At 72.3% G+C, this 14,405-nt stretch carries 13 protein-coding genes and 2 tRNA genes; 6 read left to right on the top strand and 9 right to left on the bottom strand.

Going from position 1 to position 14,405, the window contains the following annotated elements; translation table 11 throughout:
- The first annotated feature begins 1 nt into the window (after position 1).
- From OG207_RS22005 to OG207_RS21990, 4 genes are all read left to right on the top strand, one after another.
- The gene (locus tag OG207_RS22005; protein ID WP_329100190.1) at positions 2-634 is read left to right on the top strand and encodes a DUF3566 domain-containing protein; all 633 of its coding nucleotides are present in this window, start codon (positions 2-4) and stop codon (positions 632-634) included.
- Positions 635-751: 117 nt separating this feature from the next.
- Positions 752-825, top strand: a tRNA-Ile gene (locus OG207_RS22000).
- A gap of 144 nt (positions 826-969) precedes the next feature.
- A complete protein-coding gene (locus tag OG207_RS21995) occupies positions 970-1,104 on the top strand; it encodes a DLW-39 family protein (protein ID WP_208809277.1) in 135 nt (44 codons plus the stop codon).
- Positions 1,105-1,226: 122 nt separating this feature from the next.
- Positions 1,227-2,531, top strand: coding sequence for a hypothetical protein (locus tag OG207_RS21990; protein WP_329100189.1), 1,305 nt, complete (start codon positions 1,227-1,229; stop codon positions 2,529-2,531).
- On the opposite strand, the gene OG207_RS21985 is transcribed toward OG207_RS21990, so the two are convergent.
- Positions 2,518-3,795, bottom strand: a complete 1,278-nt coding sequence (locus tag OG207_RS21985) for a serine/threonine-protein kinase (protein ID WP_329100188.1) — start codon at positions 3,793-3,795, stop codon at positions 2,518-2,520. The two genes, OG207_RS21990 and OG207_RS21985, sit on opposite strands and share 14 nt — an antisense overlap.
- 50 nt (positions 3,796-3,845) lie before the next feature.
- On the bottom strand, positions 3,846-4,394 hold the full coding sequence (locus OG207_RS21980) for a helix-turn-helix domain-containing protein (protein ID WP_329100187.1): 549 nt from the start codon (positions 4,392-4,394) through the stop codon (positions 3,846-3,848).
- Between the two features lie 162 nt (positions 4,395-4,556).
- On the opposite strand from OG207_RS21980, the gene OG207_RS21975 reads away from it, so the two are divergent.
- Positions 4,557-4,629 (top strand) — tRNA-Ala (locus OG207_RS21975).
- Positions 4,630-4,698: 69 nt separating this feature from the next.
- Here OG207_RS21975 and OG207_RS21970 read toward each other — a convergent pair.
- Together OG207_RS21970 and OG207_RS21965 are read right to left on the bottom strand one after the other, a co-directional pair.
- Positions 4,699-5,475 carry an MGMT family protein gene (locus tag OG207_RS21970; protein ID WP_329100186.1) on the bottom strand — a complete coding sequence of 259 codons (777 nt, stop codon included), beginning with the start codon at positions 5,473-5,475 and terminating at the stop codon, positions 4,699-4,701.
- Positions 5,472-6,134, bottom strand: coding sequence for an RNA polymerase sigma factor (locus tag OG207_RS21965; RefSeq protein ID WP_329100185.1), 663 nt, complete (start codon positions 6,132-6,134; stop codon positions 5,472-5,474). Before OG207_RS21965 ends, OG207_RS21970 begins: the two co-directional genes overlap by 4 nt.
- Positions 6,135-6,614: 480 nt before the next feature.
- Between OG207_RS21965 and OG207_RS21960 the strand changes: the two genes are divergently transcribed.
- Entirely contained in the window at positions 6,615-8,801 is a 2,187-nt protein-coding gene (locus OG207_RS21960) for a BTAD domain-containing putative transcriptional regulator (protein ID WP_329100184.1), read from the top strand.
- A gap of 29 nt (positions 8,802-8,830) precedes the next feature.
- Here OG207_RS21960 and OG207_RS21955 read toward each other — a convergent pair whose 3' ends face one another.
- From OG207_RS21955 to OG207_RS21935, 5 genes are all read right to left on the bottom strand, one after another.
- Entirely contained in the window at positions 8,831-9,487 is a 657-nt protein-coding gene (locus OG207_RS21955; protein WP_329100183.1) for a LysE family translocator, read from the bottom strand.
- A 20-nt stretch (positions 9,488-9,507) separates the two neighbouring features.
- Positions 9,508-10,803, bottom strand: a complete 1,296-nt coding sequence (locus OG207_RS21950) for an ATP-grasp domain-containing protein (protein WP_329100182.1) — start codon at positions 10,801-10,803, stop codon at positions 9,508-9,510.
- Positions 10,790-11,749 (bottom strand): alpha/beta hydrolase, encoded by a 960-nt coding sequence (locus OG207_RS21945; RefSeq protein ID WP_329100181.1) that lies wholly within the window; start codon positions 11,747-11,749, stop codon positions 10,790-10,792. Before OG207_RS21945 ends, OG207_RS21950 begins: the two co-directional genes overlap by 14 nt.
- A 62-nt stretch (positions 11,750-11,811) precedes the next feature.
- Positions 11,812-13,098, bottom strand: coding sequence for an MDR family MFS transporter (locus tag OG207_RS21940; protein ID WP_329100180.1), 1,287 nt, complete (start codon positions 13,096-13,098; stop codon positions 11,812-11,814).
- A complete protein-coding gene (locus tag OG207_RS21935) occupies positions 13,095-14,264 on the bottom strand; it encodes an ATP-grasp domain-containing protein (RefSeq protein WP_329100179.1) in 1,170 nt (389 codons plus the stop codon). The genes OG207_RS21940 and OG207_RS21935 overlap by 4 nt, the downstream gene beginning before the upstream one ends.
- Positions 14,265-14,405 lie beyond the last annotated feature (141 nt).

The raw sequence follows: 14,405 nt of genomic DNA, 5'->3' as shown, positions 1-14,405 counted from the left end.
CGTGAGTGGAGCCACGGGCGCCGGACCGGCCAAGACTGGAGCGAACGGTGCCCGTGGCCCTGCCGCGGACTCCCAGGGGGGAACCGTGACGGACACTCGAGGTCCGAAGTCGTCGGTCGGCGCGGACGCCGGCCAGGACAAGCCCGCACAGCCGTACCACCCGCCGCAGGCCTACCCGGCGCCTTCGGGCCCCGGGACGGCGCAGGGCGGCGCGGGGGCGGGCGCGCAGCGCAAGCCGCGTGCGGGGGTCCGTACGGCCCCCCGCACCCGCAAGGCGCGGCTGCGGGTGGCCAAGGCCGACCCGTGGTCGGTCATGAAGGTCAGCTTCCTGCTGTCGATCGCGCTCGGCATCTGCACGATCGTGGCGGCGGCCGTGCTGTGGATGGTCATGGACGCGATGGGCGTCTTCTCGACCGTCGGCGGCACGATCAGCGAGGCGACCGGTTCGAACGAGGGCAACGGCTTCGACCTCCAGTCGTTCCTGTCGCTGCCGCGCGTTCTGATCTTCACGTCGGTCATCGCGGTGATCGACGTGGTGCTGGCGACGGCACTGGCGACGCTGGGCGCGTTCATCTACAACCTGTCGGCGGGCTTCGTCGGCGGTGTGGAGCTCACCCTCGCCGAGGACGAGTAGGCCCTGTGCCGGGCGCCCGTGACGGGTCGGATGACCTGCGCAGACGCCCCCGCACAACGGATTTTGGCCTGACCGGGTCTGTGCGCTAACCTTCAGGAGTCAGCGCGCAGCGCGGATGGGGCTATAGCTCAGTTGGTTAGAGCGCATCCCTGATAAGGATGAGGCCACAGGTTCAAATCCTGTTAGCCCCACAGTGTCGAAGACCCCCAGGCCAAGGCCTGGGGGTCTTCGTCGTTGGGCCAGTTGGTGGACCGCCAGGTCACCGATCGGTATCGGTCGGTGTGTATTGTTGGGCGCCAGAAGTCCCCTACGTCAACGAAAGACGAGGTCGCGCGGTGAAGAAGCTGCTCCTGGTCGCACTGGCCGCCATCGGCGGGCTCCTCGTGTACCGCCAGATCCAGGCGGACCGCGCCGAGCAGGACCTGTGGACGGAGGCAACTGACTCCGTGCCCTCTGGTTCCGGTGTGTGAGACCCAAGGCTGATCCCATGAAGCCCCGGCTGCCGCTGCTGCCGGGGCTTTGTGCTGCTCTGTGACGAAAACTTCCGTTATGTAAAGATTTGGCTTGCGCAAGCAAACTCGGGGTGGGCGTGATGGTTCGGGGACGGACGACGGCGTGGGCGGCGGCCCTGAGCATGGTCGCGGGAGCGCCGGGGGTCGCGTACGCCGACGGGGCCGCGCCGGGACCGCTGCCGACCTACCGGGCCGCGGACGGTGCCAAGTCGATCGAGGGTAAGCCCTCCACGGCCGACGCCCCGAAGATCGAGGCCGGGAACGTCTACCGGGACACGCTCGGGCCGGGGGAACGCGTGTACCGGCTCGTCCTCGACCAGGACGGGTCCGACGTCTACGTCTCCGCCGTGGTCCGTCCCGCGGCGGGCGCGAAGGTCTCCGGCGGCGACGGCATCGACGTGGAGATCATGACCACCGCCGGGCGTTCCTGCCCCCGGAGCGGCGGCCGGGCGAACTTCGGCTACGACCCCTACCCGATCGGCGCCGCCGGTGTCCGCCGGGGCGCCGAGGACGAGGACTGCGCGCCCGCGGGCGTGTACTACGCCAAGGTCACGCGGACCTCGGCCAAGGGCTACGACCAGAGCCCCTGGCCGCTGGAGATCAAGGTCCAGCGGGAGCCCGGCCGTGGCCCGGGCGCCCCCACGGCCGCGCCCAGCGGCTGGCCCTCGGGCGCCCCCGTGCTGCCCGGTACCGAGGCGGTGCCCCGCAGTGGCGGCACCGGCTTCAACGACGCCCGCGCCCTCGGCGCCGGCGTGTGGCGCGACGAGATGCGGCCCGGGCAGACCCGCTTCTACCGGGTCCCCCTGGACTGGGGGCAGCAGCTCGGCCTCGGCGCCGAGCTGGCTGCCGCCAAGATGACGAAGAACTACGGATCGGCGTCGGGCGGACTCACCGTCGCCCTCTACAGCCCCTACCGGGGCCTGATCTCCGACAAGGACACCTCGTACGACGGCAAGCAGGCCGGGATCACCCTGGAGAAGACCCCGCCCGTCACGTACGAGAACCGTTTCGCGGGCGCATCGAGCGTGCAGCCCGTCTCCGTCGCGGGCTGGTACTACGTGGCGGTGACCATGGGCGCGAAGGTCGCCGACTTCACCGAGGACGCGGCGCCCGTGCCGCTGACCCTGCGGCTGGACGTCACCGGTACGCCGGCCAAGGCACCCGCGTACACGGAGGGTCCGGCCGCGGAAGGCTTCGGGGTGGGCGACGAGGACCGGGCCGCGGCCAAGGAGGGACTCACCGCACCGGAAGCCGCCGAGGCCGCCGAGCGGCACTCCGCGATGCGGATCGTGGCGGGGGCCGGATTCGGCACCGGGACGGTCCTGCTGCTGGTGCTGGGCGGTTGGACGCTGCTCGGGCGGCGGCGCGGTGCTACAGCTGCGTGAGGGCCCAGACGCCCACGGCGAAGCAGAGCAGCGCCGCGGCGAGCAGGGAGGCCACCGCTTTCGCCGGGGGCGGGGCGATCCCGCCGCCCGCCCGGACCGGCGCCCCGGCGGGGGCCGAGGGGGCCGGCGCAGCCGGCGGCGGCAGGTGGAAGCTGCCCGTCTCCGAGGGGCCGTACGAGGGCACCTGGGACGGGACGGCGGGGGAGGCCGGGACGGCGGCAGCGGCCGGATACGGGGCCGGCGGCGCGGGCCGGGCCGCCGGAGCGGTCCGCGCCGTGGTGCGCGGGTCGGTCCGGACCGGCTCCGCGGGCACGGTCACGGAGGCGGCAGCCGCAGGCGCCGGGGCCTCGGCGGCGGGGGCCTGCGGGGTCCCGGGTGCCGTGTCCGGCGGCCCCTGCGGGCCGAATCCGGGCGGCAGCGGGCCCAGTTGGTCGAACACCTCCACCGGTTCCTCGTCCGGGGCGGGCGGGGGCATCAGCTCCACGGCCTCGGCAAGGGCCTTGCGCGCCCCTGTGGCCGTCCGGAACCGGCTCTGGGGGTCCGGCTGCAGGAGACCGGCGATGACGTCCCAGAGCGGTGCGGGAACGCCTTCGGGGGCGCCCGGGGTGCCCTGCGCGAAGAAGTGCTCCACCAGTGCCCGGGAGTCGGGCTTGCGGCCCTGGAGGAGGTACAGGGCGACCAGCCCCACGGCGAAGAGGTCGGCGGGGAAGTCGGGCTCGGCGCCCAGGAGTTGTTCGGGGGCGAAATAGCCCGGCGTGCCGACCACGAGGTCGGTCTCGGTCAGCCTGGGCTCGCCCTTGCGCATGGAGATGCCGAAGTCGGACAGCCGCAGGTGCGGCCGCCCGGTTCCGGTGGCCTCCATCAAGATGTTGGCCGGTTTGATGTCGCGGTGCACCACGCCTTCGGCGTGCACCGCCGCGAGCCCCGACAGCAGTTGGTCGAGCAGGGCGCACACGAACCGGGGCGGCAGGGGCCCGTAGTCCCCGATCACATGGCCGAGCGAGCCGCCGCCGACCAGGTCCATGGTGAACAGGACCTTGTCGTCGTCGGCCGCCCAGCTGGCCGGAGCCAGTACGTGCGGATGGTCGATCCGCAGCGCCTGCTCCCGTACGAACCGCAGGAGCGTGTGGGCGTCGCTCTGCAGGAGGACCTTCGCGGCCACGTAGCGTCGGCGGCGGTGGTCCCAGGCCCGCCACACGGCACCCGCGCCACCGCGTCCGATCGGATCGATCAGCTCGTACCGACCGGCGAAGACCTCACCCATCGCTGCGCCCGTCCCCCGTCACCCGTCGTTCGTCGTACGCCCCGTGCGTGTCAGTTCTGGTGGGCCTCGTAGTGGGCGACCGCGTCGGCGGTGCGGCCCGCGCCGTACACCCGGAGGAACTCTGCCAGTTCCGGGTGGCTGGGGGCGAGGGTGTTCGCCGCGTCGATGATGTCGCCGGCCGCGGAGACCGAGCGCAGCAGCGACTGGATCTCGCGGACGACCCGCTTGACCGTGGGCGCGCCGGAACTGGTGGTGGTCTGACCGCTGTTGCTGAGGACGGAGCCCCCCTGGGTCCTCTTGATCTCGTCCATCCGGTCGGTGGCCTCCCCCGCGCTGACGCTTCCGTCGGCCACCTGGCCGGCGAGATCCTGGAGGGCCTGGACGCGCTGGACCACGGCCGGGTTCCCGATCTTGGCGCGCTGGCCGCTCATCAGCTGGGACAGCATGGGCGCCGACAGTCCGAGGACGGCAGCGAGGCGGGCCTGGTTCAAGCCGAGGTCATCTATGAGCCGGCGGAAGAGCGCTCCCAGCGGCTCCCCGTACCAACTGCGCTGAAGCTCTCTGGCTCTGGCCGTGGCCTCTTGTTGTACTGCGTCCACTCTTACCTCTCCCCTTCGCTGGTGCGAACCTCGCCAGCATCTTACGGAGAGTGGTCGCACGGCGGGAGTCCCTATCATTTTGCGAGATGAGGGGGTACACCCGGTACTCTGTTCTGCGGAACGACCACACCTCCCGGACGGGACGGGTGCGTCCAGTTCCATGGGGCCTTAGCTCAGTTGGTAGAGCGCTGCCTTTGCAAGGCAGATGTCAGGAGTTCGAATCTCCTAGGCTCCACCTAGTAAATGCCCTCCGACCTGCGGAAACGCAGCCTCGGAGGGCATTTTTCATGCCCGTCGATGGGGGTCAGACGACGGCCGGCCGGCAGCTGAGGCAGCCCCGGAACCCGGCGGCGGACGCCTCGTCGGCCGAGGTGAAGGGCACCTCGTGGCGGGTGGTGATGCGGCGCGCGTGCGCGCACGTCGGGTAGCAGAAGATCCGTGTGGTGCCGCTGCCCAGGAACCGGGCGCCGGCCCGCACGAACCGTTCCACCCGCTCGGCGTCCACCCCCTCCCACTCGCGCAGCCGCCGTTCGAACCCGGCCGGCAGCCCGCAGTCCGCCGGGAGCCCGTCGTCCGTGCACAGCCGGTGCGCGGGCACGAGCACGGGGACGGGATTGGCCCGGACGGCCGCCACGACCGTCTCGGGTGCGAGACCCGGCATTCCGGCTTCGCGGGCCAGCCAGGCCGCCGGACGGAGCTGCCCGAACGGGATGGCCCGGGTGGCTTGCAGGACGGCGCGCTGTTCGTTGGCGAGCGGCCCGAACGCGTAGCGCAGGGTCCGGTCCCGGCCGCGCAGGGCCCGTGCCAGACCCGGCGGGGGCTTGATCCCGGAGAGCACCGACCGCCCGGTCCGGGCCCGGTAGGAGTCCTCGAACGCCCGGTCGTCGTCGTACCAGTCGGTGGCGGCGGCGCCGGTCACCGCGCCCCGCCCGTGGGCGACGTAGAGGGGGCCGACCGGGGAGTCGGCCCGCACGTAGCAGTCGTAGCGATGTGCCGGAACGCCCACGCGGTCCAGCACGCGCGCCGCGAACCCCGCGGGTGCCGCCTCGCGCAACGTGTCCAACTCGTCCGGCAGTCTCATTCCGTCGCCTCCTTCCTTTCCTTCCGGGCCGGTTCGTGTGCCGTCTTCGCCGTCGTTCCCCCGGCCGGCGCCCCGGCCGCTTCGTACGTCGCGAGGTCGGCGGCCAGGCCGGGCTCCGCGCGCAGGGCGGCCAGGCCCCGCGACACCTGGGCCTTCACCGTGCCGACCGGGCAGTCCAGGATCCCGGCCACCTCCTGGTAGCTCAGCTCGCCGATGTGCCGCAGGACCACGGGCAGTCGGTGGTGGTCCGGGAGGCCGGACAGAGCGGCCACCAGCCGGGCCCGGCGGGCCCCGTCGAGCGCGAGCTGTTCCGGCCCGGGGGAGCCGTCCGGGAGTTCGACGGCCGTGACTTCGATGCCGTCGGCGACGCCGGGCCGCCGGCTCAGGGTGCGGACGTGGTTGCGCCACACGTTCGCGGCGATGGTCAACAGCCAGGCGCGCGGCTGGAGCTGCCCGCGGCGCTCGGGCGGGTAGTCGCGCAGGGCGGAGTAGGCGCGCAGGAACGTTTCCTGGCCCAGGTCGTCGGCGTCCCGCGCGGAGCCGGACAGACGCAGCAGGACGGCGCGCACGGTACTGGCCTGGGTGCGTACGAGTTCGGTGAACCCGTCGTCCAGGTCGGTCGCGAGCAGTTCCGTCAGTGGCAGGGTCGTCTCGTCCATCCCCCTTGTGAACACCGGCCCGCTTGAGAACGTTGCACCTCACGCGAGAATCCTTTTGCTTTGCCCGCCATTCGTATTCGGCGTGATATCCAGTTCCCTTTATGTCATCCGCATATCGGACGCTCCGGATTGATCTTCCCGGGTCCGTCGGAGATCACACTCCCGTGGACCATGAGGGGATCGACTATTTCCCGCCAGCTGGCCGATATTCGCGGGGTTGCGAAAGCCGGAGGTAACAAGGGGTGCGATGCGGTCGCTGCGGAACAAAGGGGGCTGAGCCCCTTGACCAGTGGTCGCACCGCGAAGCTAGAGTTGCGGACGAGCTGTGGCGCTCGGCTGGGTCGCTCACGGTTCTTAGCTCAAGATCCGGCGAGGTCTCGGGGGAGGCGTGGTGGCGACCGTTCTGCCCACGGCAATGGAAAAACGATTCACAAGACGTTTACTTCCTGTATTCCTTTCGGCCGTACCCGCATTCCGGACATGATGGGGAACCCCGTCCGCGGCACCCCGACCGCGGACGAAGACTTAGGCGGCGGCAGCTGGTCGTTCGGCGAACGACTGCTCTCGTTCCGGGGACGGGAGGGACTGACACAGCGCGAGCTGGCGGAACGCGCCGGGGTGAGCGTGCGGGTCCTGCGGGACATCGAGCACGGCCGGGTGCACCGGCCCCAGACGCGGACCGTGCGGCTGTTGGCCCGCGTGCTGGGTCTCGACGCGGACACCGCACGGCAGTTGGCGCCGCCCGCGCGTGAGGTCGTACGCCCGGGGAGCCAGCGGCTCCACATCGGCATCCTCGGCCCGCTGTCCGTCCGCTACCGCGGTGTCGAGGCCCACATCCACGCGGCCAAGGTGCGGCGCCTGCTGGCCCTGCTCGCCCTGCGGTACCCCGAGGCGGCCGGACTGGGGGAGATCACGCACGCGCTGTGGCCGAAGGACCCGCCGCGTTCGTACCAGAACCTCGTGCACACCTACGTCAGCCAGGCACGCCGGGTGCTGTTGCTCCCCGGTGCCCAGGCGGGGACACCGGCCCCCTCGTTCCTGGCGCGCACGCACACGGGGTACGTGCTGGAACTGGAGCGCGACCAGGTCGACCTGACCCAGTTTCAGGACCTGTGGGCACGGGCGCGGCAGGCGCACGGGGCCGGGGACGCGGAAGCCGCCCACGAGCTGGCCGAACGCGCCTACGGCTGCTGGCGCGGCCCGCTGCTGGCCGGCGAGCCGCTGCTGCCGCACCATCCCGCCGCCATGGCGGCCGCCCGGCAGCGGGTCGAGAGCCTGCTGCTCTACACGGACCTCTCCCTGCAGGTGCGGCGGCCCGAGCGGGTGCTGGGGGCCCTGCGCGGTGCCACGGAGGAGGAACCGCTGCACGAAGGACTCCAGGCCCGGCTGATGCTGGTGCTGGCCAGCTGCGGGGAGCAGCGGGAGGCCTTGAAGACCTACTCCGAGGTGGCCCGCGGGCTCGACCGGGAGCTCGGCGTCCAGCCGGGCGACGAACTGCGCCGCGCTCACCTGCGGATCCTGCACCAGCAGCTGCCGTGGCCGCGGACGGGACCGGCGGCCGCGTGGGCCGCGTTCGACGTGCCGGCCGCGCCCCCGGCCCGGCCGGTCGCGCCCCCGCCGAGGCCCCGGCCGTCGCAGACGCCGGCGGCGAGCACGGGCTTCGTCGGCCGCGCCGCCGAGTTGAAACGGCTGGACCGGCTGCTCCTGCCCACCGGCGAGCGGGTCGGGCAGGTTCCGGCCGTGCTGGTCACCGGTTTTCCCGGGGTGGGCAAGACGGCACTGGCCGTGCGCTGGGCGCACCGGGTGCGCGAACGCTTTCCCGACGGGCAGCTGTACGTGGACCTGCACGGGTACGCCGACCGGCGGGCGCTGCACCCGCAGGAGGCCCTCGCCTCGTTCCTGCGCGCCCTGGGCGTCCCCGACGCGGAGCTCCCCCGGTCCCTCGACGAAGCCGCGAACCTGTACCGCACCCTGCTGTCGGACCGGCGGATGCTGATCGTGTTGGACAACGCCCGCGAGGAGAGCCAGATCCGGCCGCTCGTTCCGGGCGCGGCCGGCTGTGCGGTCCTCGTCACCAGCCGCGACACCCTGCCGGGACTGGTGGCCCGGGACGGTGTGCTGCGGCTCGACCTCGACGTGCTCGGGGAGGACGAGGCGCTCACCCTGCTGTCCCGGCTGCTGCGCAGCGGGCGGGTGGACGCCGAACCGCTGGCCGCGCGGGCGCTGAACCGGCGGTGCGGAGGTCTGCCACTGGCGATCCGGCTGCTCGCGGCCCGTCTGGAGGAGCATCCCCGGGTCGGGGTCGCCCAGCTCTGCGTGGAGTTGCAGGAGGCCGGGGCGTTCCGGGAGCTGCCGGTCGAGACGGACGACCTGTTCACCGCGGTCAACGCGGCGTTCGAACTCTCCTACGCGGCCCTGCCGGAGCCCCTGCGCCGGTGGTTCCGGCTGTTCGCGCGGACCGAGGGACGGCTCGTCAGCAGCTACGCCATGGCGGACCTGGCGGGCACGACCACGCTGGAGGCGACGCGCGCACTGCGCCGGCTCGTCGGCGTGAGCCTGCTCCGGGAGTGCGCGCCCCACCGGTTCTCCCTCCCCGCTCCGTTGCTGCGCTACGCGCGCGGACTGGCGCTGCGGGAGGACGCGCAGTGCCCGCTGCGGTCGGTGTGACCGCAGCGGGGCACGGGCGGGCGGCCGGGTCACCCGCCGAGTGCCAGCCGGACGGCGAAGAGCCCGAACACGACGGCGGTGAGGCCGTCGGTGATCCGTAGCACCCGCGGGGACCGCAGGTGCGGGGCGAGCCGGTGGACCAGCCTCATCCAGATGAGGAGCCAGAGCAGCCCCAGGGCCAGGTAGCAGGCGGCCAGCAGCGGGACGCCGATCTCGGGGGCGGTGCCCGCGGGCACGAACTGGGGCAGGAAGGCCATCAGGAAGATGCCCACCTTGGGATTGGACCCGGTGCACAGCAGGCCCTGCCCGAAGGCCTGGCGCACCGAGGGGCCGGCGTTGCCGGCTGCCCTTCCGGGTACAGGGGGGCCGGCGGGCGGTTGACCCGTCGCGTGCGCGGGGACCGCGACCGTGGCCTTCGGCGGCGGCGCCGGGGCGCCGGTGCCGGCTCGGCCGGTGGCCCGCCGCAGGGCGAGCACGGCCCAGCCGAGCAGTACGACCGCGCCGGCCCAGCGGAAGGCGGCGAAGAGCCCCGGGCTCGCCGCGAGGAGCGCGGCCAGCCCGGCCGCGCCGAGCCCGGCCTGGACGGCCCCCGCGGTGATCATGCCGAGCGCGGCGGCGGTGGCCACCCGCAGGGAGCCGTTCAGCACCAGGTTGGTGATCATGACGAGATCGGGCCCGGGCGTCATGATCACCACCAGGGAACTGATCAGGAAGGCGGCGGTGTTGATCGCTGCTCCTCGATGGAAAGCAGGCGCTCCGCGGCCCGGACGGCCTCGTAGTCCCGCTGGATCTGCTCGGCGTCGGGGTGGGCGAGGATCACGAATCCGAAGTTGAGGCTGTCGACCAGGTCCCGGGTGGCGGGGACGTGATCGCCGTCGGCCAGGTTCTGGATCGAGAAGTGGTGGCTGGGCAGGTCGCGGACGACGTCGAGGGCGGCCGTGCCGCGGACGGTTCCGGAGCGGGGCGCGATGTGGAAGACGCACATCTGGTGGACGAGCAGCTCGTAGCCCTGCGGGAGTTCGCCCCCGGTCAGCCAGCGCACGGTCCGGTCGATCTGGCTGTCGCCGGTGGCGTTGCGGTTGAACCGCGGCTGGCCGCCGCCGTGCGGCCGGGCACCGAGCTCGATGAGCAGCGGTCCCTCCGCGGTGCCCATCACTTCGACATGGGCTGAGCCGAAGCGCAGACCCACCGCGTCCAGGACGCCGAAGACGTACTCCGTGAGGCCGGGCAGGGCCGGATCGTCCGGGGGGAGCCAGCGCATGGTGTCGTAGACGGCCATGTGCGGACCGTTGTCGACCTTGCGGTAGGCGCACACGTCGACCACGGCGTGCTTGCCGTCGTGGCTGAAGGTGTCGATCACGTATTCGGTGCCGGTGACGAACTTCTGGACCAGGAGCCGGTCGTCGACCTCGCCGAACTGGTTGACCCGGCCGAGCTGGCGCGCGAACACGCTCCGCCAGTCCTCTCCGCCGGTCAGCTTGATCACGCCGTCCGTGCTGGCGCTCTTGGGCGGTTTGACGACCAGGTCCGCCCCGGCCAGGCCCTCGCGCTCCAGCCAGGCCGCCACCTCGTCGGCGTCGGCGGTGCAGATCTGCGGGATGACCGGCAGGCCCGCCGCCAGGGCGGCGGCCGCCATGGCGCTCTTGTCCCTGCGGGCATCGGCGAGTTCGGGTACGTTGCACCGCTCGGGCGTCACGAGCGGTGCGAGCCGTTCGGCCAGTTCCACCCCGGACTCGCAGCCCGCCACGACACAGCGCGGGTCCAGCGCCCGCAGCCGCTGCGCGACGGCCTCCAGGTCGCCCTCGTAGACGATGATCTCGGGGAAGTCCTGCGGCTGGTAGGAGGAGGCGTAGGCCTCCGGCGGCCGGGGGCCGGTGACCACCGCCACCACCGGGACGCCGTGGTCGGCGAGCGTCTGTGCGAACAGCGCCCCCGAGGAGTACGGGTCGACGATCACGCAGGGGCCCTGCGGTGCGTCCGGGGTCCGCTCAGCGCTCGTCACGGCCGGCCGCCTCTCCGGCCGCCAGGGCGGCCACGGCGTCGCAGTAGCGGGCGAAGAACTCCCCGGCCGGCGCACTGATCCGGCGGGCGCGCACCGGGGCGTGCACCATCCCCTCCTCCATCACGTACGTCACCGGTGTGCCGTTCTGTTGCAGCCGGGTGGTGTACTTCTCGGCGTCCACGCGCAGCGAGTCCATTTCGCAGCCCACGACGTAGGCCGGCGGCAGGTCGTGGAAGGTGCCGGTGAGCAGCGGCGAGACGTACGGGAGTTCCGCCTGCCCGGGCTCCGGGCAGTAGCAGGCGGTGTAGAACTCCATCTCCCCGCCGGAGAGCAGGGGCGCGTCCTCGCCGCCGTGCCGCCACCGGGTGAAGTCGAGCACCGGGCTGATCACCGCCTGGCCGCGCAGCCGGGGGCCGCCCCGGTCGCGGGCGATCATCGAGAGGACGACGGCCATGTTGGCTCCGGAGCTCTCGCCGCAGAGCACCGCGCCCTCGGGGTCGATGCCGTCGAGCCCGAGGGCGGGCAGGTCGGCCAGGGTGCCGCACAGTCCGGCGTAACAGTCCTCCAGCGGGCCGGGGTGCGGGTTTTCCGGGGCCATGCCGAAGTCGAGGGCGATCGCCACCAGGCCGGTGCGGTGCGCGAGTTCGGCGACCAGGCTGTGGTGGCTGTGGAGGGAGCCGATGACGAAGCCGCCGCCGCGTATGTAGAACAGCACGGCGTCGCCCGTGCGCCGGGCCGGCTGGTAGATGCGGATGCGGGCGGTCCGCCCGCCGTGGGTGACGCTCGCGTCCCGGTGGCTGACGCCCTCGGGCACGGGGATCGGGAGGACCTCGGTCAGCCCGTCGTACAGGGCGCGCTGTCGTTCGACGGGGTAGGTGTAGAAGTCCGGCGGCAGGGCGCCGTCGACCGTCTTCACGAAATTCTCGATGCCGTCTGCGTAGGCCATGGGCAGCTTCGCTCACTTCCGGATCACGGCGTGCCGGGCAACCGCGGCACGGGGGAGGGGGCTCAGGGTGTTTCGGCGGGTGCCGGGGCGGCCGCCGGATCGGCGTCCGCGGTACGCCGCTTCCCGTCGGCGGAGGGTTCGGCCATGCCGATCAGGGTGACGACGACGGCGACGGCGGTCAGCACTCCGCACAGCCACCACACGGAGGCGGCCGAGGCCTGCCAGGCCGCGATGCCGATCACCGGGCCCACGGCGTAGCCGATCTGCATCGGGAAGGCGGAGGCCGCGATGTAGCGGCCCCGCAGGTGTGCGGGGGCGACCTTGCCGGGCCAGGCGGAGGCGGTCGGGGTGCCGATCATCTCGCCGACCGTCCACACCACCGTCGCGATCACGAACACGGCCATGCCGGGACCGGCCACGTACAGGTTCATGCCGACGCCGACCAGGCCGACGCCCAGCGCGACGGCGAACCGACCCGGCAGGTGCTGCACGTACTTGGTGAACAGCAGTTCCAGGCAGATGACCATGGCCGCGTTCAGCGAGAGCAGGGTGGAGTAGAAGGTCGGTCCGTGGCCGTCCGCCTTGAGCTGGAGCGGCAGCGCGGAGGTGTGCTGGATGTAGACGACGGCGTTGAGGAACAGCGCCAGGAGGAACAGCAGGTAGCGCCGGTCGCGGAGCACGGCCAGGTACGAAGCGCCGTCGGCCTGCTGGTCCCGGGCGCCGGGAGCGGTGGCCTGGCCGGTCTTCACCAGGACCAGGGCGAAGAGGGCGAAGCCGACCGACGTCACCGCGTCGATGTAGAACATCAGGTTGTATGAGTAGCTGATGAGCAGGGCGCCGAGCAGCGGGCCCGCGGTGGTGCCGAGGTTGAACGCCATGCGGTAGACCGCGAACACCATCACGTGGTGTTCCTCGGGGGTGGCCTCCACCAGCAGCGCCGAGGAGGCGGGCCGGTAGGCCTGGGCGGCGATGCCGATCACCGCGGCCACCGTGATCACCATGGGCAGGCTGTCGAGGAAGACCAGACTCAGGGTGAGCAGACCGGCGAGGGCCATGGAGCCGACGATGGTCCACGCGTAGCCGACCCGGTCCGAGATCGAGCCGCCCGCCAGGACGCCGACGACCGAGCCCACCCCGTACGCACCGAGGGCGAAGGCGGCCGCGGAGGTGCTGAAGCCCTTGTCGGTCAGGTAGAGCACCAGGTAGATCTGGAGGAAATTGCCCAGCCGGTTGATCAGCATGCCGGCCAGGACCAGCCAGATCGGTCCCGGGATCCCGCGCAGGGTCTGTACGACGGACGGCCGGGCGGCCTTGCGGCCGTCCGGAGAGTCGTGTCCGGTGTTCGTCACGGAGCGGGTACCTCCGCCGGGCGGGAGTCGAGCTCCACGATCTCGGGGGCGCTCAACAGGGCGGCGCGGGCCTGCTCGACCGAGTCGGCGAGGGCGATCACGCGGGCGTAGCGGGAGATGTAGCCGCGCGGCGGCAGGCGCAGTACCGCGCCGGGACCCGCCATCGCGTCGGCGCTGTGGACACCGGCCGGGAAGCGGTCCTCGTGGACGGTCACGGCGTCGATCTCGATGTCCTGGTCCGGGTACAGGAAGGCGATGGCCGCGGCCCTGCGGTGGCGGACCTCGGTGTTCGGGCGGACGCCCGCGGCGGTGTCCGCCGCCGCCATCGCCACGTCGACACCGGTGGCCAGCTCCCCGAGGTAGGGAATCATGTCCCCGCCGAGGCGGGCGTTGACCTCCATCAGGCGCAGTCCGCCGGGGGTGATGCGGAACTCGGTGTGGCTGACGCCGGTGTGGAAGTCCAACGCGGCGTGCGCGGACCGCAGCGCCTCCAGCAGCCCGGGATCGGTCAGCAGCGGGTCGGCCCCGTCGACCTCGTGCCCCGTCTCCTCGAAGAAGGGAGCCAGACCGACCTGCTTGCGGGCGACGACGAGCGGAACGCACTCCCCGTCGAAGAAGACCGCGTCGACGCTGATCTCGGGGCCGTCGGCGAACTCCTCGACGAGCACCGACACGTCGAAGACGGGAACACCGGGGTAGGAGGCGCCGGAGGCCGCCCGGTAGGCGCTCTCCACGTCATCGGGGCCGTCGGCCTTGCGCACGCCCATCCCGCCGGCCAGCCCGCGCGGCTTCAGCACGACGGGGAAGCCGATCTTCTCCGCCGCAGCCCGGGCCTCGGCCAGGGACCGTACGCCGATCGAGGCGGGCTGCGGTACCCGGGCCGTCTCCAGCGCGGACCGCGTGGCGGCCTTGTCCCGGCAGGCGATGACGGACTCGGGGGAGTTGCCCGGCAGCCCGAGCGCCTGCGCCACGTGCGCGGCGGGGGTCACGAGTCCCTCGTCGTAGCAGAACACACCGGCCAGGGTGTGCTCGGCGGCCACCTGCCGGGCGGCCGTCGTCAGTGCGTCCGGCTCGGTGTTGTCCACGATCGTGGAGCCCACGACGTACGGCTCTTCCCAGCTCACCGGTGCGGGCTGGAGGAGCCATAACGCGTAACGCCTGCTCACCGTCCGCAGAATGAACTCCCTGCTGCGCTGACCGCTGCTTCCGATTAGCAGCAGAAGCGGCTTCTCGCCGTCCCACGCCATGGTCCACACTCCTCGTTCGTCGTCGTGCCTTTTGCCGGTGCGCCGCCACCTGTAGAACAC

The sequence above is a fragment of the Streptomyces sp. NBC_01439 genome, assembly GCF_036227605.1.
Lineage (GTDB): Bacteria > Actinomycetota > Actinomycetes > Streptomycetales > Streptomycetaceae > Streptomyces.
Note: the sequence above shows the minus strand (reverse complement) of the source record. Positions and strands in the feature narration are given on the sequence as shown.